Below are 22679 nucleotides of genomic sequence, written 5' to 3'. Positions count from 1 at the left end.
TTGCTGCTTATAAGCAAATCTTTTATACCGTAAGTGCAGCGCTTCCTAACAATCCGTCGGACTTGTTTGATGACAGTGTGACGTTTGCTGAATTAGTCCGTAAAGGGGTAAGTAATGAGGCTCCGCCACTAATGGTATCTAACGTAGCTTATGGCAGAACCATTTACGTGAAATTGGAGACGACCTCAAAGAGCAGCGATGTACAAACAGCATTTAAATTATTGCTCAATAATCCTAGCATACAAGCTAGCGGACAGTACAAAGATATTTATGAAAACAGTTCGTTTACTGCTGTTGTATTAGGCGGCGATGCACAAACACATAACCAGGTCGTCACGAAAGACTTCGATGTCATCCAAAATGTAATTAAGGACAATGCAGAATTTAGCAGCAAGAACCCAGCATACCCTATTTCATATACCAGTGTCTTCTTGAAAGACAATTCCATAGCTGCGGTTCACAACAATACCGAGTATATCGAGACGAAAACGACGGAATATACGAAGGGTAAAATTAAGCTTGATCATAGTGGTGCATATGTAGCTCAGTTTGAAGTATATTGGGACGAGTTTTCATATGATGCAAATGGACAAGAAATCGTGACTCGTAAAAGTTGGGATGGAAATTGGCGCGATAGAACTGCTCATTTCTCAACAGAGATTCCACTTCCGCCTAATGCCAAGAACATAAGAATTTTTGCAAGAGAATGCACAGGTCTTGCTTGGGAATGGTGGAGAACAGTTGTTGATGAATATAACGTTCCGTTAGCTAGCGATATTAATGTTTCGATTTGGGGAACAACGTTATATCCGAGATCATCCATTACTCACTAATTATATATGAATGCATGAACATCTCCCCATACATTTGGGGAGATGTTTTTTTGCTCTATCATGTTTTTGTTGATCCTCATTTATGATAGGATTTGCACTAATTACATCAGTAGTGAGAAAATATACGGGGGTTATACAAAAATTCTTTGTACTATTTGTATAATACGATAAACTTGATTCCATATTCAATTTCGAGTACGATCCAAGCGAGGGCATGGAAATCCTTGCGAACAATGTAAGCGAACCGTATTGTTTAGGAGTGATGATAATGGCACGTGTTTTATTTATAAATGGGGGATCAGAGGGACACATTAATCCCACGATTAGAGTTGTGCAGGAGCTTATTTCGCGTGGGGAAGAGGTTGTATACTTTTGTATAGAAGCTTATCGGGAGCGAATGGAAAAAACGGGAACTATCGTACGAACATTTGATGGGCAAAAATTGATTAAAGCCTTTATATCAGGTGGGCGAAATTATGTACTCGAAAGAGTCAACGGTCTGTTGTTTACGGCAGATATCGTCATACCAAGTGTGCTTGAACAGATCAAAGGGGAGCATTTTGATTACATCATTCATGATTCCATGTTCGGTTGTGGACGTATACTTGCTCAAATGCTGAAGCTGCCTGCAATCAACTCCTGTACTTCTTTTGCACAGACAGAGGCCTCATTCAACAGCAAGCTGGAACAGTTTCATGCAAGTGTCCCGGCAGAAATCGCTCAGCCTATCAATGATACTTTCCTAAGCCTGACGGAAAAGGTGAAGGAAAAATATCATGTAGAGGTTCATACTCCTTATGAAGTATTTTGTAATCCGGCACCACTTACCATCGTGTATACAACAAGGGAATTCCAACCTGACGGAGAAGCATTCGATCATTCTTATCATTTTGTGGGTCCATCCCTCTCTTCACGAGTCAATCAAAAAGACTTCGACCTTACTCCTATCCAGGGGAAAAGCCTCATTTACATTTCACTCGGTACTGTTTTTAACCAAACGATAGATTTTTATAAGCTGTGTTTTGAAGCATTGGGGGACACGGAGCATACGATCGTCATGTCCATCGGGGATAAAGTCCATATTTCTGATTTAGGGGAGATTCCTTCAAACTTTATCGTAAAAAGCTATGTGCCGCAAACAGATATACTGCAATACGCTAAATTGTTTATTACGCATGGCGGCATGAATAGTACCCACGAAGGCCTATTTTACGGGGTACCACTTCTTGTAATCCCGCAAAGCGCGGATCAGCCAATCATCGCAGGACAAGTCACTAATATAGGAGCGGGCATTACGTTACGGATGCAAAGCTTGACTACACAGCAGCTGCGCGAAGCCGCAGACTATGTGTTAAGCCACTCATCTTTCAAGAAAGCTGCTGCAAGCATGCAGCAATCCTTTCATGAATTAGGTAGGTATGTACAAGCAGTTGATGAGATTTTAGAATATAGAAGCCATAATTAGTCTCCGGAATGCTCATAATTGATTCCCTGTATATAACGAATCAATCATGAGCATTTTTTTATTTATGAGTACGTATCAACCTTTATTGTAAAATCCGACTTTAAACATGTGATACCATTCATCTAGCTGATCTTCAGGGATGACCTGTGGTACGCTTCGTTACTTCAATTTTATCCGCTAATTCTTGAATCGTAACTTCCTCCATGTATGCAGTTAAACCCCAAGATTCACAGCCATATTGGCACTCGAGTCTTGGGGTTATGTCTGGAATCACATTGCTCAAATTACAAAAACCTGTACTTTTTTATCTATTTAGATAAGAAAGTACAGGTTTTTTGTATATTATCCAACTGGTCGATCGTTTTAAAAAGGGACTGGGTAAAGCTCCGAAAGTTTGTCATTCCAGCACAAGCGTCGGCTAGTGCTAACGCATCACCATATCAGCAATAGGATAATCCGGCTGCATGCTTAATACTTGAATATTTCGACGCAGGCGGTTATAGCGCAGCGAGAAGTAATCCAGGTAATCATCCCCCGTATAATGGCGCGGCAGAGCCCATACCGTCCATAACAAATCCTGGGCCATCATATAGCATTTGACCTTCATCAGATCATCCTGCGTAAACGTATTGCCGTAGTAGGCTTCAAACAGTTGGTCAATCGCCTCTGCTGTCAAATGCGATTCGATGATATACGCAGCAATATCAAAGGCTGGATCGTTCATTCCGGAATATTCCCAATCTATCAAATAGACGCTGCCGTTCCCATCTACGAGAAAATTCTCCGGAACCGTATCATTATGGCATGGTACGGAAATGACATGTTTGACATGGTCTTGCATGAAACGAAGCAATTGCTCTTTTAAGGAAGCATAGTCAAAAAACAATTCTCCGTTGAGCTGCGTGACAATGGTTTCATATTTGGCAAGTTCACTGAGCCAATCAAACTTGTTAGGGAAGTGCTTGGGACTACCGTGAATCTTCTTCAGTAAAGAAGAAACGGACTGCAGGCTTTGCAAAGCCAAGGGGCCTGCCGCGGCTAGCGTTTTGCTAACGGGAATATACTTGCTGATCTTAATGCCGCTTTCCTCATCGAAATATATACATTCCGAATTCACGCCAAACTCCGAAGCGATGCCGTTGTTCACACGCTCTATCCTGCGGTCGATCATTTGATCTGTCAGGTTACCGGGCTTGCGAATGACATACTCCGTTCCGTGGATATTCATAATGTAGTTATAATTGGTCAACCCGCCCGCAAAACGAGATTTGTCAAAAACAATACGATCATCTTCAAAAAAAAGACGTAGTTTTTGCTGCACCAGGTCTTCCATATTCATTTGTTTGGATAAAAAGTCGGTTAGAGGTTTCATGATAGCCTTTTCTCGGCATTCCATATGCATGCGTTAACATGGCACACATTCGCCGTACAGATTTTGCCACAATTATAACAAGATAGGAGGATAAATTCAATGAAATGAACGAGCTTGAGGACATTCTGGTACTTGTGATGCAAGAAAGACGTTTTTGTACCAGATTGTCGGGAAAAGGGGCATTAGAATCCTAAAATCAGCTACCGAATCCTCCATAATAACGGGGCGAACCTATGTTAACCTGCTAGTAAGAGTTGAATATCTAATATTACAGCGGATTCACAAATAAAAATTACCCAGGTGAGGTGAGGTCCGAATGGAATACCGGGGAGAAGAAGCTCTCGGGCTTGTGGAAACATTGGGCATGGTTCCTGCCATCCAAGCGGCGGACGCTATGCTAAAAGCAGCAGATGTTGTTCTGGTATCCTACGAGAATGTTGGTTCCACGCTCGTAACAATAATGGTAAAAGGTGATGTCGCGGCGGTTCGTTCGGCAGTAGAGGCTGGCGCTGAAGCGGCAGCGAAGATTGGCAAAGTCACTGCCTATAATGTGATGCCGCGTCCGCTCAGTTCTATTGCAGGAATCGTGAAAGCGCACTCAATTAACGCATAAATCGTCGGGAAGGGAGAAAGGTTCATGAGCAAGCATGATGCATTGGGTTTCATTGAAACCTTTGGAATTGTATTCGTCATGGAAGCGGCGGATGCCATGTGCAAAGCGGCCGATGTAGATTTGATCGGTTACGAAAACGTGGCGTCCGGTTATATATCTGTCCTTGTTCGTGGAGATGTAGGGGCTGTAAGGGCTGCAGTAGATGCTGGCGTCGCCGCTGTACAGGCGATGGAGACTGAGGTGTACTCTTCAAACGTTATTCCCAATCCACACCCAGACATCGAAAAGATCATTGCCCGCTATGCCCTTCTATCTTAGGGGCAGGTTATCGACAGAAATTCAAGGGAGGTGCCCGTGATAAACGACATCTTTGTTATGAAATCGAAGGTATATTCAGGCGAACAGTCACTGAAGAAACTGGCGAAAATTCAAGGCACGAAAGCCTGCATCGTATCCGATCAGATGATGGAGAAGCTGGGATATCTCGGCCAGGTGGTTGATCTGCTACAAAGCGGTGGAATCTCCACTGCAGTGTATACCGGTGTGAAGCCCGATCCGAGTGTGAGTATTGTGGCCGAAGCGCTTCAAGTGTATTGGGAGAGCGGTGCTGATGTGTTACTGGCGCTGGGCGGAGGCTCCGTCATTGATACAGCGAAGGGCGTTCTGTACTTCGCCCGGCAATATGCTCAGGAGAAAGACGAGCCTTTTATCAAACCATCGTTTGTCGCCATTCCATCCACCAGCGGCACCGGATCGGAAGTGACCGACTTTTCGGTGATTACGGCGGACGGAGACAAAATTGTTATCGTGGACGATTTTATCGCACCGGACATAGCGATTCTCGACTCCACCCTTACCAAGCAATTGCCAAACAAAATAGTGGTGGACACCGGAATGGACGTTCTTACCCATGCGCTGGAGGCTTATGTCTCTACCAAAGCGACCGACTTTACCGATGCGTTAGCCGAAAAAGCCGTCCAATTGGTATTTGCTCATCTGGAAACGCTTTATCATGATCCGGCAGATGCAGAGGCGCGGGATCGGGTGCAGAATGCGTCCTGTATGGCGGGAATGGCATTTACTAACGCTGGTCTTGGTATCATTCACAGTATGTCCCACGCCTTTGGCGGAACGTTTCACATTGCACACGGACGTGTAAATTCTCTGCTTTTAGAGGCGGTAATGGAGTATAACGCCAACTTGGGCGGAAAAGTCATAGACAGGGTTTGCGAACGCTATGCTAGGCTCGCTTCACTGCTGCACTTGCCGGCCCGAACCGCCCGTGAAGGAACCGTAAGTTTGATCCAGGCGATTGGAAAGTTGAAACGGTCCATCGGTATCGAAAACGGAATCCGTGAGCTTGGCGTTGACCAGGATGCTTTTGATGAGGCGGTGTCACGCATGGCGCGGACCGCGATGGCTGACCGCTGTACGCCAACCAACCCTCGTCAGCCAACGGAAGAAGAGTTGGAGCACATTTACCGTAAAAGCTTTTAAATATATAAATTTAACAAGATTGCGAGGGAAAAATATTGGATATTCATGAGTTTTCAAGCAAATTTGCCAAAGCAACGAAGGCCATGGCTCCCCAAGAACGAGAAGCGATCATGAAGCTGTTCCAGGGAATTTCAAAACAGCTTTCGGATAAGGGAGCTCAGCCGCAGGTCGAACAAAGCCTCGGCCAGCTTCGTAAGGAAGAATGCGCATACCCGGAAGGAATGACCGAGCGTTTGCGGGCTTTGAAAGAACATTATTTGACCGCTACGCCAAGCATTACAACCTACCGTGCCAGAGCCTTTACTCAGGTATACAAGGAAAATCCAGGCCTGCCAGAGATTATGCTGCGTGCCAAGGCTTTCCGTAGAGCGTGTGAAGAAGCTCCGCTGCTCATCCAGGACAACGAGTTGATCGTTGGTCATCCTTGCGGTGCACCGCGTGCGGGCGCTTTCTCGCCTGACATTGCTTGGCGCTGGACCCGGGATGAGCTCGACACCATTCACAACCGTCCTCAGGATCCGTTCTACATCTCCGAGGAAGACAAACGGATCATGCACGAGGAACTGTTCCCGTTCTGGGAAGGCAAATCGGTGGATGAAATATGTGAACAGCAATATCGGGATGCTGGTCTTTGGGAGTTTTCCGGCGAAGCATTCGTCAGCGATCTTTCTTATCATCAGATCAACGGCGGCGGAGACTCCAACCCAGGCTACGATGTCATTCTAATGAAGAAAGGGATGCTGGATATCCAGCGGGAAGCCAAGGAGCATCTTGCGAAGCTGTCCATGCAAAACCCGGAAGACATCGACAAAATCTATTACTATAAATCCGTGCTGGATACGACTGAAGGCGTGATGGCGTATGCCAAACGGATGTCTGAATATGCATACCAGCTGGCTGCTAAAGAAACAAATCCGAAGCGCAAGGCGGAGTTGCAAAAAATCGGCGAGGTCAATGCTCGCGTGCCGGCTCATGCGCCGACTACATTCCATGAGGCAGTGCAATCGGTCTGGACCGTAGAATCTTTGCTCGTGGTGGAAGAAAATCAGACAGGCATGTCTGTCGGCCGTGTGGATCAATATATGTATCCTTTCTATGAGGCGGACAGAAAAGCCGGCCGTCTGACAGAGTTTGAAGCATTTGAGATTGCAGGCTGTTTCCTGATCAAATGCTCGGAAATGATGTGGGTGTCTAGCGCGGGCGGCTCCAAGTTTTTTGCCGGCTACCAGCCGTTCGTCAATATGTGTGTCGGCGGGCAAAAACGAGAGGGCGGCGACGCCACCAACGACTTGACCTATCTGCTCATGGATGCAGTACGTCATGTCGGCGTTTATCAGCCTTCGCTCGCTTGCCGTATCCACAATAGTTCTCCTCAGAAATATTTGAAGAAGATTGTGGATGTCGTTCGTGCTGGTCTGGGCTTCCCGGCCTGCCATTTCGACGATTCCCACATCAAGATGATGCTGATGAAGGGCTGCAGTATCGAAGATGCCCGTGATTACTGTCTGATGGGCTGTGTAGAGCCGCAAAAATCCGGACGCTTGTATCAGTGGACCTCCACCGGATACACCCAGTGGCCGATTGCCATTGAGTTCGTCCTTAACCGTGGCAAAATGCTCTGGCACCGAAGTGAGCCAGGATTGGACATGGGCGATTTGCGCAACTTCAAGACCTATGAGGAATTTGAAGCGGCGGTTAAGAAGCAGGTAGAATACATCACCGAGCTTTCCGCAGTGGGTACTGTAATCAGCCAGCGCGTTCACCGTAATTATGCGCCGAAGCCGCTTATGTCGATCATGTATGAAGGCACGATGGAGAGTGGTCGCGACGTATCCGCCGGTGGCGCCATGTATAACTGGGGACCTGGTTTGATCTGGTCCGGTCTGGCCACTTACGCCGATTCGATGGCTGCCATCAAAAAGCTGGTTTACGATGACAAAAAATATTCGCTCGAACAAATCCGTGACGCGTTGCTGGCCGATTTCGAAGGTTATGAGCAGATCCACAAGGATTGTCTGGACGCGCCAAAATTCGGCAACGACGACGATTATGCCGATCGCATCGCCGCCGATATCACCGGGTGGACTGAGAACTATCACCGCAAATTTAAAACGCTGTATTCTACCTTCAGCCATGGTACGCTTTCGATTTCGAACAATACGCCTTTCGGTGAGATGACCGGTGCTACCGCCAATGGGCGCAAAGCTTGGTTGCCGCTGTCCGACGGTATCAGCCCTACCCAGGGCCATGACAAGAAGGGGCCGACCGCTATCATCAAATCGGTGAGCAAGATAGATGTCGAGGCCATGAATATTGGTATGGTGCATAACTTCAAGCTTTTGCGCGGTTTGCTGGAAACACCTGAAGGAGAGAACGGACTGATTAATCTGCTCAGAACGGCCTCCATTCTCGGAAACGGCCAAATGCAGTTCAGTTATGTGGATAATGAAACGCTGATTAAAGCGCAGCAAAATCCTGATCAATACCGTGATTTGATTATTCGGGTCGCTGGCTATAGCGCATACTTTGTGGAATTGTGTAAAGAAGTGCAGGATGAGATCATCAGCAGAACGATGATTGAGCATTTCTAAAATAGCCCCGTGCCTCTTCTCCGGCGCTGTACGTCGGGGAAGAGACATTCTGGCATTTAGATATGCGGAAAGGGAGGAGCCACAGCTATGGATTCAGGTATGCCGGAAAGGCAGGCACGTATTTTCAACATTCAAAAATATTCCATATACGACGGCCCCGGTATCCGGACGCTTGTTTTCTTCAAGGGATGTCCTCTGCGCTGTCAGTGGTGTGCGAACCCGGAGGGTCTGGAAAAGAAATATCAGGTGATGTACCAACGGGATTTGTGCAACGATTGCGGCGCATGTGTTGCGGCGTGTCCCCGGGGAATCCACCGTTTGGACACTTCCGGCTCGCAGGAGCCGTCCAAGCCGCAGCATGTGGTTGATCGGAAGATTGATTGCATTGGCTGCCGGGAATGTGAGAAGGTTTGTCCCGCGCGGGCGCTCTCAATCGGCGGGATGAATATGACAGTATCGGAAATTGTGGAAATTGTAGAGCAGGATATGCTGTTCTACACGACGTCCGGCGGCGGCGTCACGTTGGGCGGCGGCGAAGTATGTGCGCAGTCTGAATTTGCGGTCAATTTGCTTAAGGAATGCAAGCGCGCCGGAATCCATACGGCCATTGAAACCTCTGGGCATACCAAACCGGAAGCGATTTTGGCCATGGCCGATTATACCGATCTGATATTGTACGATCTGAAACATATGGATTCGGATCGCCATTATCAACTGACTGGTGTACGCAACGAGCGCATTCTCGAAAATTTGCGGGAACTGATCAACCGCAAACATAACGTGGAGGTGCGGATGCCGCTAATGAAGGGGCTCAATGATGATGAGGACACCATCCGCAAAACGGTGGAGTTTCTGCTTCCCTATAAGGAATACCGGAATTTTCAAGGCATCGATTTGCTCCCTTATCACAAGCTGGGGATTAACAAATACAGGCAATTGGACATGGTTTACACCGTTGAACGCGATTTAAGCCTTAATGAAGCGGATTTGGAGCGTATTGAACGTCAAATCAGCCAATACGATTTCCCGGTACGGGTTATCAAACATTAAGAGCATGCTTTCGAAGCCAGTTTTGTTCGGTAAAGCTAGCGCATTACAAACTCGCAAACAGGAGGAGGACGTTTATGCAGCAGCCTGCTGGGCCGGATCTCGGGCGGATTATTCAGGAGTCGGTGCCGGGCAAACAAGTGACGCTGGCCCATATCATTGCTTCACCCGTGCCTGACATGTATGAAAGACTGGGCATCGATGAAGCGGGGGCTATTGGCATATTAACTCTGTCGCCCACTGAAACCTCCATTATTGCCGCCGATATCGCCACCAAGGTGGCAGATGTGGAAATCGGCTTTCTGGATCGCTTTGCTGGTTCGGTGCTTCTCACCGGAGATATAGCCAGTGTGGAAACGGCGCTGCGGGCTATCATTGAGACTTTTGGCGATAGTCTGGGTTTTGCGACGGCGGAAATAACACGGACATGAAAAAACGTATATTGCTGATCGGCCCTACAGGCTGCGGAAAAACGTCGCTGTCCCATGCGCTTGACGGTACGGATCGCCCGTTGCGGCGGACGCAGGATGTTATCTACGGGCCGCAGACGATCGATACACCGGGCGCGTATGTCGAGAATACCTGGATGTACAGCCATTTGATTGCAACGGCGCAGAACGCGAGCCATATTTTGATATTGATGGACCAGTCCCGGCATATGGAAGTATACTCGCCCGGCTTTGCATCTTCTTTCACGAAGCCGGTTATCGGTGTAATAACCAAAGCCGATCTTGCGCTGGAAAATGAGAATTACTGTGTACAAGTTTTAAAACGTAGCGGGATAACCGAACCCTTTTTCCGCATTAGTCTTCCCGTGGGAAGGGGAATCGGGGAATTGAAACGTTATTTGTTCGGGTAATAAGAGTGGAGTTGATACCATGAAATTTATTACCGAAATGGAATTGCGCAATGTGTACAGGCTAGAGCCTTTTACATCATACATGGTGGAGCATGGAAGCCGATTGACGCCGGAGGCGCGCCAATTTTTGACGGATCGCCAGATCGCCGTGTCCTATGGGACGCAAGAGCAAAATCAAGAGCCACCGCCGAATCCGGAGCGACAGGCGAAAAAGCAGGATTGGCGGCGTGGGAAGCTGCGCTGTCAGATGCAATCCGTCTCAGCCCTGTTCTTGTTAACCGGGCAGGAGCTGCTGGAGCGGGATGTGCTGCTGGCCCAGAAGGTGCTAGAGCTGTCAAGGCTGTTTTCGGCCCTCCAGAAAGGGGAAAGAGGCGGCACATCCACTGCCGACTTATCTTTCCAGGGTTGTACCGGCATTACTGCCGATGTTCTTTTTGAGGATGCGGGAGATTGCTTTGAGGTAACCGAGTTTCACATTCAATTGGAAAAAGGCAGAGAAATTGCGTTGCTCCACCGTCTGCGCAGCGCTTTGCGCGAGCTTGGGTTTGCGGTGTTGGAAGCCGCAGAAGGTAGTCCCCAAGAAAAGGCGGAGGAACCGATCATTCCTGGAATCAACTATATGATTAACGCATTGAGCTCACTTATTTGCAAAACTACAGGAGGTAGAACATGCCAGAGACAAAACCCTTTGCATACTGCGACCAACTGGTAAAGCAATTTGAAGCTGTCATCCAGAAACCGATTCCAGGACGGTCTTCGTTCTACTATACCGGTGTGGATCTGGGAACGGCCTGTGTGGTGCTTACGGTGTTGGATGACTCTCGGAAGCCGGTGGCGGGAGCTTACCGTTACGCAGATGTTGTCCGCGATGGAATGGTGGTGGACTACTTAGGAGCAATTCAGATCGTGAGGGAGCTTAAAGCGCAGTTGGAGCAGCAATTGGGTACAGAACTTGAATATGCGGCTGCGGCGATTCCTCCGGGAACCGATTTACTGGATGCTGGCGCCATCAAGCATGTGATTCAGGGTGCGGGTTTTGAAGTTACGGCTTTACTGGATGAACCTACGGCGGCTAATGCCGTGCTGCAAATATCCGACGGAGCCATTGTAGACATTGGTGGCGGAACGACCGGCATTACGATTCTGAAGGATGGCAAGGTTGTCTATCTCGCCGACGAAGCAACGGGAGGCACCCACTTTTCTTTGGTGATTGCCGGGGCATACCAGATGAGTTTTTCTGAAGCGGACTGCTTCAAGCGCGACCCTGCCCATCACCAAGAATTGCTGCCGCTGCTCCGGCCGGTCATCGATAAGGTTTCCTCCATCATCAACCGCCATGTTGTGGGCTATGAGGTCAAGGAATTGTACTTGGTAGGCGGAACCTGCTGCCTGTCTGGTATGGAGACGATTATTGAGCAGAAGACCGGCATTGCTACCTATAAGCCTAGCAACCCTCTGTTTGTCACGCCGCTGGGCATTGCTCTGAATTGTACGCGGGAGGCGATGTGAGTGGAATTTCGGATTATCAAATCACCTTCCAAGGGGACGCTGGACATTTTGCTTCGTCGCAGAGGAGCGCCCAGTAGTCGGGAAGTTCCCCAATGCGACGCGGTCGGTCTGGTGCAGGGAAGGCTGATTGACATGGTATGGGCCGCTGATGTAGCTGAAAAAGTGGTGGGCGTGACAGTGGAGGATATTCGCGGCAGCTGCCCGCAGAACATGATTCTTCTCGCTATTTTTGGTGACACGGCTTCCGTCGAGGACGCCATCGCCGAGATTAAGCAGAGGAGCGGAAAAGCGGGGAGGAAGGAATGCGATGATTGCGGCTGAATTGATCCACAATATCTGGTCTACCCGTAAAGCAGATTCCCTTGTGGGAATGAAAATGATGCTGGCCGAGGTGATTGGCGGAAGCGACGACGGGCGCCGTTTGATTGTCGTCGATACGATCGGCGCTGGCATAGGCGATCGAGTGATTGTCTGCACTGGCTCTTCGGCCCGTAAAATGCTGCAAGCAGACGATATTCCTGTGGATGCCGTCGTCGTCGGCATCATCGACGCGGACTGCGTGTTCGAATAAATATTCGAACAGAAATCGAATGCAGCGAGAGGGGGCGAGAACTGTGAAAAAACTGATATGCGCTGCGGATGTGGAAGAATGGGTGGCTTCCGGACAGAAGCGGTGCTGCATTGACAGTAACACGATTGTGACACCGGCGGCCCGAGATAGGGCAATAGAGCTGGGGTTAGAGTTTACCAATGAGCCTTGTGGGACTATGAGTTCCGAGGCCGCAGGTTGCGAAACTCAGAATGATCTCGACATGAATGCTATTTTTAAATTTTTCAAGATTTTATCGGAAAAAGGACTGGTTGAAAAGCTGTTGGGAACGGCTCTTGAACCACCTTATCAGGCGGAGACGGATCCGACTGGCTTGAAACTTGTGCGGGGTCGAACGGTAAAAATGGAAGCTTACGAAACGGGAAAAACTGGTGCCAAGGTATATCGTCAAGAGGTAATCGGGAAACCGGATTGTTCTATGAGCGCAGGGTTTCTGACTGTCGCTCACGATAGCTTCGAGCAGGAGACGGCCCACGAAGAAACTTATATCGTGTTGGAAGGCTCGCTCGATGTCACTTTGAACAAGAGAACCTTCACCGCTCATGAGGGAGATGTACTCTTCATCCCCAAAGGGGTAAAAGCGACCAAGGGATCGACGGACTGCGCGAGAATGTTATATATGACTTCTCCGGCGGGCGGTCTTGATCGGAAGCTGCAGTAACAGGAGGTGATAGCATGCAGGCGCTTGGATTAATTGAAACGCGGGGACTTCTTCCGGCGATTGAATGTCTGGACATCATGCTCAAATCGGCTCAGGTAGAACTGATAGAAAAGTGCAATGTGGGTGGCGGGCTAGTCACGATCGCGGTAACCGGCGATGTCGGCGCTGTTCAAGCATCCGTGGAAGCAGGTGCCTTCGCGGCGCAACAATTGGGCAGTGATATGTTGGTCAGCCAGCATGTCATTCCAAGACCCCACAACGACATAGCGAGCATCATCGGTCGGCGCAGCGTTTCGAACATTGCCAAGGAGAAGGACGAGCCGGCGCTGCCAGTACAGCATACTCAGGCGGCAGAACAGTTGCCGGAGCAGACTCCGGAACCGGACGCAGTGTCTGATGTTCCAATGGAAGCAGCGTCTGATGTTCCAATGGACACGGCTCCTAAAGTTTCACTGGACGCCGCGTCTGATGTCTCAATCAATACCGGTGGCGAAGAAGGCTTCCCTGTACTGGCGGACGATCCCGATCAGGATCTTGCGGCTGAAGACGCCAGTCCGGAAACGGAAAATGGTGGAGATCCGCCAGTGCTAGACAGTCCATTCAAGCACCAGATTGATGTGCTGGTAAAGGAATCGGGGCTTGACAAAGCAATGGAGCTGCTGGAAACGATGACAGCCCTGAAACTGCGCCGGCTGGCCAGAGAGTGCAGTCCCGCGTATGGGATGAGCATGACGACAATTTCCAAGGCAAACAAGGTGAAACTGCTCAAGCGGTTCCGCCATTTTTATCAACAGTAAGCAGTAAGCGAGGGGAGGATGTTTCACTTGGAAAATTATGATTACGACTTGCAATCGATTCAGGAAACCCGGGACTTGGCCCGTGCAGGCAAAGCGGCCACTGATATCCTTGCCGGGTACGATGCTGAACAGATTGACAGAATTGTACAAAACATGGTGCGGATAGCGGAGGTCAACGCCGCCGAATTGGCTGCGTTGGCCGTGGAGGAAACCGGATTTGGCAAGATTGAGGATAAAATCTTCAAAAACCGTCTGGCTTCCACGGAACTATATGAATCCATTCGGGATACGAAAACGGTTGGGGTGATCCGCGAGGACAAGATGAATCAATTAATAGAGATTGCCGAGCCTGTCGGACTGCTCATGGGTATTATTCCATCAACCAATCCGACATCCACTACGATTTTCAAATCTATCATTGCGATAAAGGCTCGTAATGGAATCATCTTTTCGCCGCATCCATCGGCAAAGAAATCCATCATGCGGGCCGCTGAATTGATGCACGCCGCCGCTGTTGAGGCAGGGGCTCCCGAAGGAATCATTGGCTGCGTTACCATGCCTTCTATGCCGGCGACGCAGGAACTGATGAAGTGCGATGAAATCGCCATGATTATCGCCACAGGCGGCTCGGCGATGGTGAAATCTGCCTATAGCGCGGGTAAACCGGCGCTGGGGGTGGGACCGGGTAATGTACCGGCCTATATTGAGCGCACCGCTGATATTCCAAAAGCAGTAGCTAATATCATTGCCAGCAAAACCTTCGATTACGGTACAATTTGCGCATCTGAACAGGCAGTTATCGTGGAGGAATGCATCCGTTCTCAGGTAATCGCGGAGTTTGAGCGTCAGGGCGGTTACTTTATGAATCAAGAGGAAACGGCTAAGGTCGCGTCCAAGCTGTTTGTAAAAGGCCATGCCATGAATTCAAGACTGGTAGGACGTTCACCTCAGGTGATCGCAGAAGCGGCTGGTATTCAAATTCCAGCAGGGGTCAAGGTGCTGTTAGGCGAACAGCAGGGCGTGGGAGAGAAATTCCCGCTGTCTTATGAAAAGCTTACTACGGTATTGGCGTTTTACACCGTACAGGACTGGCGTGAGGCTTGCGATCTAAGTGTTGGACTACTGCGTAATGGAGGAATAGGCCATAGCTTCTCCATCCATACGCAGAATCACGATATGGTCATGGAATTTGCACAAAAACCTGTATTCCGCATTTTGGTAAATACAGGCTCCACTCAGGGCGGCGTGGGCGCAAGCACCGGGCTTGCTCCGGCCTTCACTTTGGGATGTGGAACCTGGGGCGGCAGCGCCACTTCAGATAATGTGGGACCACAACATTTGATTAATATCAAGCGTGTGGCTTATGGCATTAAGGACTGTACAGCACAAAACCCTTATTCTGCTCCCTCTCCGCAACAGCCGAAGCAACAGGAGGATGCAATGCTGTTGAACCTGGTCGATGAGCTGATGTCAATTTTGCAGAAAAGCGGTGACAGCTAATGGGGAACTATGATCAGGTACTTTCATTGTTAATGGAGGTTGTATCGGGTGCTGGCAAGGCGGAAAAGGAGCCTCGCTCCATTCCTTTAGGGATTTCAAACCGCCATGTGCATCTTTCCCAGGCTGATGTGGAAACGCTCTTCGGAGCCGGATATACGCTATCCAAAATGCGTGATTTGTCTCAACCTGGACAGTATGCGTGTAATGAGACTGTTACGGTCTGCGGTCCCAAGGGTGCGATTGAAAAAGTGCGGGTTCTCGGTCCAGTGCGGAAACAGACCCAGGTAGAAATTATGCGTGGAGACTGTTTTAAGTTGGGAGCGAAAGCTCCAGTGCGCTTGTCCGGGGAGCTTGAAGGCACACCTGGCGTCACGTTGGTTGGGCCCAAGGGAAGCGTATATATTACCTGCGGCTTGATGGTTGCACAGCGCCACATTCATATGACGCCTGATGATGCCCTTTTCTTTGGCGTAACCGACGGAGAGATGGTCAGTATTCAATTTGATGGTCTCCGGGGTGGAGGGTACAATCAGGTCGCAATCAGAGTTAGCAATGACGCCGCTCTCGACTGTCATATCGACGTTGAAGAGGCCAACGCGATGGATCTGACATCGGCGTCTATGGTCAAAATCATAAAAAATCGCTAGGAGGAAATGAACATGAGATCGGAAGCTCTTGGTTTGGTTGAAACAAAAGGTTTGGTAGGTTCTATCGAAGCAGCGGACGCTATGGTCAAAGCGGCCAATGTCACCTTGATTGGCAAAGAGATGGCAGGTGGAGGCCTTGTTACCGTAATGGTACGGGGCGATGTAGGTGCTGTGAAGGCAGCAACGGACGCTGGTGCCGCGGCCGCGAAGAATGTAGGGGAACTCGTGTCAGTGCATGTAATTCCTCGTCCCCACAGTGAAGTGGAGAACATCCTTCCGTCTACTAAGGCATAATTCAATAAATCATATAAAAGCCTATGCTTCCGAAGCAAGTTTTGTTCGGTGAGCTAGCGCTTTATTCTCACAAAACTTTTAGGAGGAATGTAACATGAAATCGGAAGCATTGGGGTTAATTGAAACAAAAGGTCTGGTAGGTTCTATCGAAGCAGCGGACGCTATGGTCAAAGCGGCCAATGTCACCTTGATCGGTAAAGAGATGGTAGGCGGCGGACTTGTTACCGTAATGGTACGAGGCGATGTAGGAGCAGTGAAAGCGGCAACGGACGCTGGTGCCGCAGCCGCACAGCGTGTAGGGGAACTGATATCCGTACATGTGATTCCTCGTCCTCACAGTGAAGTGGAAACCATTCTTCCCGCTGCTAAGCAATAATTTATTTCATGTTCTGCAAAAGGCCAAAACTCGGTAACACGGGTTTTGGCCTCTTTATTTGTCTGTAAAAATCCGCTTGTCGAAAGCTTGTCGAAGTGGTGTATTTCTATAAATATGGCTTTGAGGAGGAGGGATATACTATTTCCAAACAGATTGTAAATTGCTATAATAGAGATATTATATTGTGAAAAATTTAGCATGTAATATCTATTTTCCCGTTCATTCTCGGTGAAAGGGTGCAACGAGATTATGCTGAAAACCGATAGTTCGATCGCAACAAAAGTATACGCACGATACAGCGGCATCCTGTCTCTTTCCAAGTTCTCGCTGCTGCTGCACGATCACAATGGAGACGTTTTGCTGGAGTTCAATCCGTCCCCTGATTTCTGCAGGCATTTTTGTTGGGAGAATCCTACGCGACCTTGCGCGGATTATTTGAAGCGCTTTATTTCCGGCGAACAGGGGCGATTTGTTTGCTGTTACGGCCTAGAGAATATTTTGCTACCTATTATGGTCAAAGATGAGGTTGTTGGCTTCATATCGGGGATGCAAGCGTATTCCCAGGAGAGGGAATTTCAGAAGTATCTGATTAACACGGCGAAATTGGCCGAAATGAAGGGGCTGGATTTGGAGTTTGTCGCGAAGGCGATATCGGCTTTTCCAACCATTGACAAGGATAAAGCAGATATTCACGAGCAGCTTTGCCATCATATCGCTAGGAATATTGCGCTCGACATTGCCGAAAGCGAGCAGGACAACACAGGGATTATCAATCGTCTGTCTGCGGAAAAGGAAATACTGGAGAAGAAAGTGATTGACTTAGAAGCAAAAAATATGTCTCTCGTCATCAATCCACATTTCCTGTTCAATACGTTGAATTCCATTGCCCGCATCGCCTATTTCGAACACTCCCATACGACGGAGGAATTGATCTATTGCCTGTCCGACTTGCTGCGATACAATGTGAAGCAGGATGATCAGCTTCATACCATCGCATCCGAAATGGATAACATTGAGAAGTATTTGTATATACAAAAGGCGCGTTTCAAGAACCGTCTGCAGTATGAAATCATTGTTCCTAATGAATTAAAGACTTATCGCATTCCGAATATGGTGATTCAGCCTATTGTGGAAAATGCAGTAATTCATGGAATTACCCCCAAGCGGGACGGGGGAACCGTTCGTCTGATTGCCGAAAAGTACAGAAATGATATCACCATTTCTGTTATAGACAACGGCAACGGGTTCTCGCCGGAGGTACTAAAGCTCATTCATCAGCCGGACAGCAAGATCGGCGTGGGCTTCCGGAGTACCGATAGCCGTTTGAAGCGTTATTTCGGAGAAGAGTATGGGTTATCGATCGTGAAATCTGATTACAGCGGGAGCACTATTAACATCCGCATCCCCACCCAACCAATTGCGAGGTGATGCAATGAGCGTAGTTATGTTTGTTGAAGATGAACCGATAGAACAGGAATTTCTTCAATCCATCGCGCAGGAAATGCTAGGTGCTGAAGATAAACTTCTTATTTGCGATACCGGTACGCAAGCGATTAAGCTCGCCAAGCAATATCGGCCGGATATTATTTTTATGGATATCATGCTGCCTGAAATGGATGGAATATCCTCGTTACAGGGAATTCGCAGCTTTCTCCCTAACGCATGCGTGACGATTTTGTCGGCCAGCTCGGATTTCTCCTTTGCACAGGCGGCAATAAGTCTGCAGGTACACGAATATCTGCTAAAGCCGGTCAAGCCGGAAAAATTACGGCAAATCATTCGTAAGGGGCTGGAGAAGGCCGCTCAATCAGAAGAAAATGGTGCAGCAGAAACTTATCAGATAGAATCAGCTCAAGAATGTCAGCGCTTTATTCAAGAAGCCGTCGATTATATTCAGCAGAATTACAAAGATAAGCTGACCCTGCAAATGGTAGCGAGTCATGTGTACATGAATGCCCAATATTTTAGCCGCATATTCAAAAGGGAGCTCGGCGTTACTTATACGGATTATGTGAACAAGCTCAAGATTGCACATGCCTGCAAGCTTCTTGAGACTACCGGGTATCCCGCCTATCGTATCTCCACAGAATGCGGCTTTACCGATCCATCTTATTTCAACCGGGTATTCTACAAGCAAATGAATATGACGCCGAAGGAATACAAAAAAAGCGTTCTAGTTCGAATTTAAAAAAACGCTCTATAGATAGAATCAAGGAAACTTCCCCCGACTAAGTGTCGGGTGGGAGTTTTTTTATTTTACGATGTCGTCCTAAAAGTACGAATAGTACTAGATTGGAGAAAAAAGTGATTCAGGAAGTCCAACAAGAGGTACGGTTAGTGACAGGCGCAATGGCCGCTTTGCTATACAATGAAGATACATCTACGAAGACAAATCTACTTAACAGAGGTGTATGGATGATGAAGGAAGCAGTGGCTTCGGCCGGCATGCTGAAACAAAAGATGAATAATCGTTTCCGAAGAAATGGAATCGCTTACGGACTGATTTCCGGGTTAACGTTCGGCCTTTACAGTACTGTTGTTGCCCTGGCCATGATGAAGGATCCCTTTCTGGGGGTCGTAGGAGCGTTTGCGGCGCCCATAGTGGCATCTGCGATTAATGATGCTTTGGCGGCGATCTGGCTTCTGATCTGGAACATAAAGAATGGGAAGATCAAAGAAATCGGCCGCAGTCTGGTAACAATACCGGGGTTGATGGTCGCAATTGCCGCGGTGTTTGGCGGCCCGATCGCCAACGGGGCCTATCTGGTTGGGATTGATATGGCTGGAGCGGCGGCTATTCCCATATCGGCGCTGTGTCCGATGTTTGGGGCTATTTTCGCTCGAATGTTCCTGAAGCAGAAGATTGATAAACGGGTGGCCCTCGGCATGTTCATCTGTGTTATCGGGGCGGCGCTCATTTCCTATGTCAAGCCTGAAGGTGGAGTGGATAATTTCACACTAGGCATTATTTTTGCTCTGGTGGCCGCACTTGGCTGGGGACTGGAAGGCGTATTTGCCACTTTCGGGATGTCCATGCTTGATTCCAATATCGCCATTACCATTCGCGAGGGCGTTTCCGGAATCGTTTACATTGCCGTGCTGATCCCTATCTTCGGCGCGACGGATCTCTTTGCTTCCGCGCTTGGCTCCGTATCGCCTATGCTCATTATCGCGGCTGCGGCCCTGTTTACGGCAATCTCTTTCCTGACTTGGTATATGGCCAACAATATGGTTGGCGTTGCTGTCGGAATGTCGCTTAACATTACCTATGTGCTGTGGGGGGTTGTCTTTGCAGCTATCTTCCTCGGTAATGCGTTGACTCCTACGATAATTGCCGGTGCAATTATCATTACACTTGGAGCGCTTTTAGTTTCGATGAATCCAATGGATTTCTTCAAAAAGAAGGAGGCGTAAGTAAATGCCATTGTTGCCGATCCGCTCCCGGGTGCTGCTTTTCATGTCCACTGTGCAGCAGGCAAATATTGATGATGCAATGGACGCTTTGAAAAGCGAATATGGTGGAGAACGTCAATTTACAAGAGCAAACTTTCTGGATCATATGCTGTCGTTGCAGGCAAACGGACTGATTGACGAGGTCCATTACAAGCTGGATGCTAACGGGGAATTATGTATGTACTATGCGATCAACGATGAGGGAATTCGTACGATCAATAAATATTTGCCTAAAAAGTGGACGCAAAACTAAGAACAATCTCACACAACCCGGCCTAAGGCCGGGTTCAGATTGAAGACGAACTCCCGTGAACTACTGTACCACGGGAGTTCTTTATGTTTTTTGTCCATTTTTCAGATACGAAATTGAAGTTATCAGATGAGCGACCATTCTTTCAGAGCCAGGTCGCCATTTTTTGAGGTTCATGGCAGCAAAAACTCGCTCTATTGTCTCTTTTTGCTATAAGGGTGCTTAGAGAAAGTCAATTTAAAGCAGATGCACTTGGTGTCCTTATAGATTCGTATTTCAGCATTGGGGCATACACTGGATCAGAACTGCACCGGCTCCCCATCGGATGACGAAGCCATTTTCTGCATCATGTCAACAATCGTTTGCCCCATATTCATCTTTGGTTGATTGGGAATAACAACTCCTTGATCCGCATTGACAATCGCGATAGGCAAGTTCTTGGGCTGAACTTGAACAGATGGAAAGAGCGTAAGCGAAAAAATAAATACGACCAACAATGCGATATTAGGTGAGATCAGAACAAGTTTGTTTTTTAACATTTTCATGCATCACACACTCCTTTGTATATGATCATTCCTGTTGGGAAGATGATTTTCGAATGCCATTCAATACAAAATAAATGGCATCTTCAAGTTCACCTTCGGGAATCGACTCCTTGTTCAACAGCACAAAACGCGAAACAAAGAATCCGCCAATGAACGTGAAAAGCAGCTTTAACATTCTGTCCGTCGGGATATCCATCAGTTCACCACGTTCTTTATACAATTCGATGACAGGTGTTAGGCGAGAGGTCGCTACTTCGAAAATGTAAGGAAGAAGCTCTTTTTTCAACTCCTCTTTATACATCACTTCCTTCACGAGAACTTGAAAAATCTCTCTGTTTTCCATCGCGAATTCAATGCGATTAATAATTAATGCTCTTAAGAATCCTCCGAAAGTCGGATCCGCATGATTGGTGATTTGACCGAGCGCCTCGTTGGCCATCAACCACTTGCAGAAGTCAGATTAAGCATTGTCGGGGGATAAAAACATATAAAGCATGGCACACGCAATAATTGGGAGCAGCGATAGGCATATACCCCAATCTCTCGTTAAGGTAACGGGGAGGGAAGAGCTTAACGTTCGACCGAGGATCTTCGGAAGCATTAAAAATCTTATCCAGGTAAATTTTGATGTATATCAAATCATGAAATCAGTTAACCTGACAGTAAAACAATAAGTAGAAAAGATGCCACGGTTGACCTGCTGCCAGGTGAATGAATCATTGATGAGGGGTGTTTCTGGATGACGAATCGTCGAACAAATCCGAAGGTTGATGAATTTTTGAGTAAAGCGAAAAAGTGGAAAGAAGAATATGTGCAGTTGAGAAATATCGTGCTTGACTGTGAGTTGACTGAAGAATTTAAGTGGATGCATCCTTGCTACACGTATGGGGACAAAAACATCGTACTTATCCATGGATTTAAAGATTATTGTGCGCTTCTGTTTCATAAAGGTGCGTTGTTAAAAGATCCACATGGGATCCTCATCCAACAAACAGAGAATGTACAGGCAGCGCGTCAAATTCGATTCACCAATGCTCAAGAAATCGCTAAAATGGAACCCATGTTGAAAGCTTACATTCATGAAGCCATTGAAGTAGAAAAGGCCGGTTTGGAAGTGAATTTTAAGGAGACGTCAGAATACAAGATTCCTGATGAATTTCAACATAAACTCGATGAAATTCCTGCCTTGAAAACAGCCTTTGAAGCATTAACGCCAGGACGGCAAAGAGCATACATTCATTATTTTTCAGATGCGAAACAATCCAAAACTCGAGAGTCAAGGGTAGAAAAATATATGCAGCACATTCTCGACGGAAAAGGATTAAATGATTAAGAAACACGTTGAAAATGATCAATGGACAAGAGGACAACAAGAACATCCTTTTCGTAAAAACCGCGCACTTGGTCATAACCCTGTCAAGTAAACACAAAATAAAAAGACACCTTTATGCTGCGACCGTTTTCCGATATTCTACTGGAGAACGGTCGTTTAATTTCTTCTGAAAATTTTTAATTCCTCGGTATAACTGTTATTCGTACGACCCGTTTTCCCCATAAAAAATCCCCTCCGTTCTCCAACGTTTAAGTCCATCTTACCAGATGTCTTTTTTACGTTGTCTACCGTGAGGGGATAATACCACCTTTATGTAGACACACAAAATGGAGGGCATGGATGGGCAGAAAAATTTCTAATTGATACCGCCAAACTAGAGCGTGTCTTCAAACTATAAAAACGCTCCAAAACATGGTAAACTTAGCGT

Annotated in this window: 25 protein-coding genes and 2 pseudogenes; 24 read left to right on the top strand and 3 right to left on the bottom strand. The window is 47.6% G+C overall.

Annotated features, from left to right (window positions below; all coding sequences use genetic code 11):
- Both alv and LQV63_RS29615 read left to right on the top strand, forming a co-directional pair.
- A pseudogene (gene alv / locus LQV63_RS29620) lies at positions 1-833 on the top strand (cholesterol-dependent cytolysin alveolysin); the annotation flags it as partial.
- Positions 834-1101: 268 nt separating this feature from the next.
- Entirely contained in the window at positions 1102-2298 is a 1197-nt protein-coding gene (locus LQV63_RS29615) for a macrolide family glycosyltransferase (protein ID WP_233699399.1), read from the top strand.
- A 424-nt stretch (positions 2299-2722) separates the two neighbouring features.
- On the opposite strand, the gene LQV63_RS29610 is transcribed toward LQV63_RS29615, so the two are convergent.
- Positions 2723-3670 (bottom strand): choline kinase family protein, encoded by a 948-nt coding sequence (locus LQV63_RS29610; RefSeq protein WP_233699398.1) that lies wholly within the window; start codon positions 3668-3670, stop codon positions 2723-2725.
- A 316-nt stretch (positions 3671-3986) separates the two neighbouring features.
- Here LQV63_RS29610 and LQV63_RS29605 point away from each other — a divergent pair, with 316 nt between their 5' ends.
- From LQV63_RS29605 to LQV63_RS29505, 21 genes are all read left to right on the top strand, one after another.
- Positions 3987-4283: a BMC domain-containing protein gene (locus LQV63_RS29605; RefSeq protein ID WP_019419498.1), complete on the top strand. Its 297-nt coding sequence runs from the start codon at positions 3987-3989 to the stop codon at positions 4281-4283.
- Between the two features lie 24 nt (positions 4284-4307).
- Positions 4308-4601, top strand: coding sequence for a BMC domain-containing protein (locus LQV63_RS29600; protein ID WP_019419497.1), 294 nt, complete (start codon positions 4308-4310; stop codon positions 4599-4601).
- A gap of 36 nt (positions 4602-4637) precedes the next feature.
- Complete coding sequence (locus tag LQV63_RS29595; protein ID WP_233699397.1) at positions 4638-5780, top strand: 1-propanol dehydrogenase PduQ; 1143 nt, start codon at positions 4638-4640, stop codon at positions 5778-5780.
- Between the two features lie 35 nt (positions 5781-5815).
- Positions 5816-8371, top strand: a complete 2556-nt coding sequence (gene cutC / locus LQV63_RS29590; RefSeq protein ID WP_233699396.1) for a choline trimethylamine-lyase — start codon at positions 5816-5818, stop codon at positions 8369-8371.
- Positions 8372-8458: 87 nt separating this feature from the next.
- Positions 8459-9421 (top strand): choline TMA-lyase-activating enzyme, encoded by a 963-nt coding sequence (gene cutD / locus LQV63_RS29585; protein ID WP_267934255.1) that lies wholly within the window; start codon positions 8459-8461, stop codon positions 9419-9421.
- Positions 9422-9495: 74 nt separating this feature from the next.
- Complete coding sequence (locus LQV63_RS29580; RefSeq protein WP_233699395.1) at positions 9496-9849, top strand: BMC domain-containing protein; 354 nt, start codon at positions 9496-9498, stop codon at positions 9847-9849.
- Positions 9846-10277 (top strand): EutP/PduV family microcompartment system protein, encoded by a 432-nt coding sequence (locus tag LQV63_RS29575; protein ID WP_233699394.1) that lies wholly within the window; start codon positions 9846-9848, stop codon positions 10275-10277. Before LQV63_RS29580 ends, LQV63_RS29575 begins: the two co-directional genes overlap by 4 nt.
- Positions 10278-10296: 19 nt before the next feature.
- Entirely contained in the window at positions 10297-10989 is a 693-nt protein-coding gene (locus LQV63_RS29570; RefSeq protein WP_233699393.1) for a cobalamin adenosyltransferase, read from the top strand.
- Positions 10947-11786 carry an ethanolamine utilization protein EutJ gene (gene eutJ / locus LQV63_RS29565; protein ID WP_019419490.1) on the top strand — a complete coding sequence of 280 codons (840 nt, stop codon included), beginning with the start codon at positions 10947-10949 and terminating at the stop codon, positions 11784-11786. Before LQV63_RS29570 ends, eutJ begins: the two co-directional genes overlap by 43 nt.
- The gene (locus tag LQV63_RS29560; RefSeq protein WP_019419489.1) at positions 11787-12107 is read left to right on the top strand and encodes a microcompartments protein; all 321 of its coding nucleotides are present in this window, start codon (positions 11787-11789) and stop codon (positions 12105-12107) included.
- 43 nt (positions 12108-12150) lie between these two features.
- Positions 12151-12357 (top strand): EutN/CcmL family microcompartment protein, encoded by a 207-nt coding sequence (locus tag LQV63_RS29555; protein WP_233699392.1) that lies wholly within the window; start codon positions 12151-12153, stop codon positions 12355-12357.
- Between the two features lie 43 nt (positions 12358-12400).
- Positions 12401-13057: a cupin domain-containing protein gene (locus LQV63_RS29550; protein ID WP_233699391.1), complete on the top strand. Its 657-nt coding sequence runs from the start codon at positions 12401-12403 to the stop codon at positions 13055-13057.
- A gap of 14 nt (positions 13058-13071) precedes the next feature.
- Positions 13072-13854 carry a BMC domain-containing protein gene (locus LQV63_RS31905; protein WP_325175938.1) on the top strand — a complete coding sequence of 261 codons (783 nt, stop codon included), beginning with the start codon at positions 13072-13074 and terminating at the stop codon, positions 13852-13854.
- Positions 13855-13881: 27 nt separating this feature from the next.
- Positions 13882-15354, top strand: coding sequence for an acetaldehyde dehydrogenase (acetylating) (locus tag LQV63_RS29540; RefSeq protein ID WP_233699390.1), 1473 nt, complete (start codon positions 13882-13884; stop codon positions 15352-15354).
- On the top strand, positions 15354-16001 hold the full coding sequence (locus LQV63_RS29535; RefSeq protein ID WP_233699389.1) for a phosphate propanoyltransferase: 648 nt from the start codon (positions 15354-15356) through the stop codon (positions 15999-16001). Before LQV63_RS29540 ends, LQV63_RS29535 begins: the two co-directional genes overlap by 1 nt.
- 12 nt (positions 16002-16013) lie before the next feature.
- Complete coding sequence (locus LQV63_RS29530) at positions 16014-16295, top strand: BMC domain-containing protein (protein ID WP_019419483.1); 282 nt, start codon at positions 16014-16016, stop codon at positions 16293-16295.
- Positions 16296-16389: 94 nt separating this feature from the next.
- Entirely contained in the window at positions 16390-16671 is a 282-nt protein-coding gene (eutM, locus tag LQV63_RS29525) for an ethanolamine utilization microcompartment protein EutM (RefSeq protein ID WP_233699388.1), read from the top strand.
- A 249-nt stretch (positions 16672-16920) separates the two neighbouring features.
- On the top strand, positions 16921-18099 hold the full coding sequence (locus LQV63_RS29520) for a histidine kinase (protein ID WP_233699387.1): 1179 nt from the start codon (positions 16921-16923) through the stop codon (positions 18097-18099).
- A 4-nt stretch (positions 18100-18103) separates the two neighbouring features.
- Complete coding sequence (locus LQV63_RS29515; protein WP_233699386.1) at positions 18104-18859, top strand: response regulator transcription factor; 756 nt, start codon at positions 18104-18106, stop codon at positions 18857-18859.
- 227 nt (positions 18860-19086) lie between these two features.
- Positions 19087-20085 (top strand): DMT family transporter, encoded by a 999-nt coding sequence (locus tag LQV63_RS29510; protein WP_233699385.1) that lies wholly within the window; start codon positions 19087-19089, stop codon positions 20083-20085.
- A 4-nt stretch (positions 20086-20089) separates the two neighbouring features.
- Positions 20090-20377 carry a hypothetical protein gene (locus LQV63_RS29505; RefSeq protein ID WP_233699384.1) on the top strand — a complete coding sequence of 96 codons (288 nt, stop codon included), beginning with the start codon at positions 20090-20092 and terminating at the stop codon, positions 20375-20377.
- Between the two features lie 308 nt (positions 20378-20685).
- Here LQV63_RS29505 and LQV63_RS29500 read toward each other — a convergent pair.
- Together LQV63_RS29500 and LQV63_RS29495 are read right to left on the bottom strand one after the other, a co-directional pair.
- Positions 20686-20913: pseudogene (locus tag LQV63_RS29500) on the bottom strand (hypothetical protein); the annotation flags it as partial.
- A 31-nt stretch (positions 20914-20944) separates the two neighbouring features.
- Positions 20945-21358 (bottom strand): hypothetical protein, encoded by a 414-nt coding sequence (locus tag LQV63_RS29495; protein ID WP_233699383.1) that lies wholly within the window; start codon positions 21356-21358, stop codon positions 20945-20947.
- Positions 21359-21658: 300 nt separating this feature from the next.
- On the opposite strand from LQV63_RS29495, the gene LQV63_RS29490 reads away from it, so the two are divergent.
- Complete coding sequence (locus tag LQV63_RS29490; RefSeq protein WP_019419474.1) at positions 21659-22252, top strand: YdeI/OmpD-associated family protein; 594 nt, start codon at positions 21659-21661, stop codon at positions 22250-22252.
- The last annotated feature ends 427 nt before the right edge of the window (positions 22253-22679 follow it).

The organism is Paenibacillus profundus, from assembly GCF_021369635.1.
Lineage (GTDB): Bacteria > Bacillota > Bacilli > Paenibacillales > Paenibacillaceae > Paenibacillus_B > Paenibacillus_B profundus.
The sequence above is the reverse complement of the archived record's forward strand: the minus strand, read 5'-3'. Positions and strand labels throughout refer to the sequence as shown.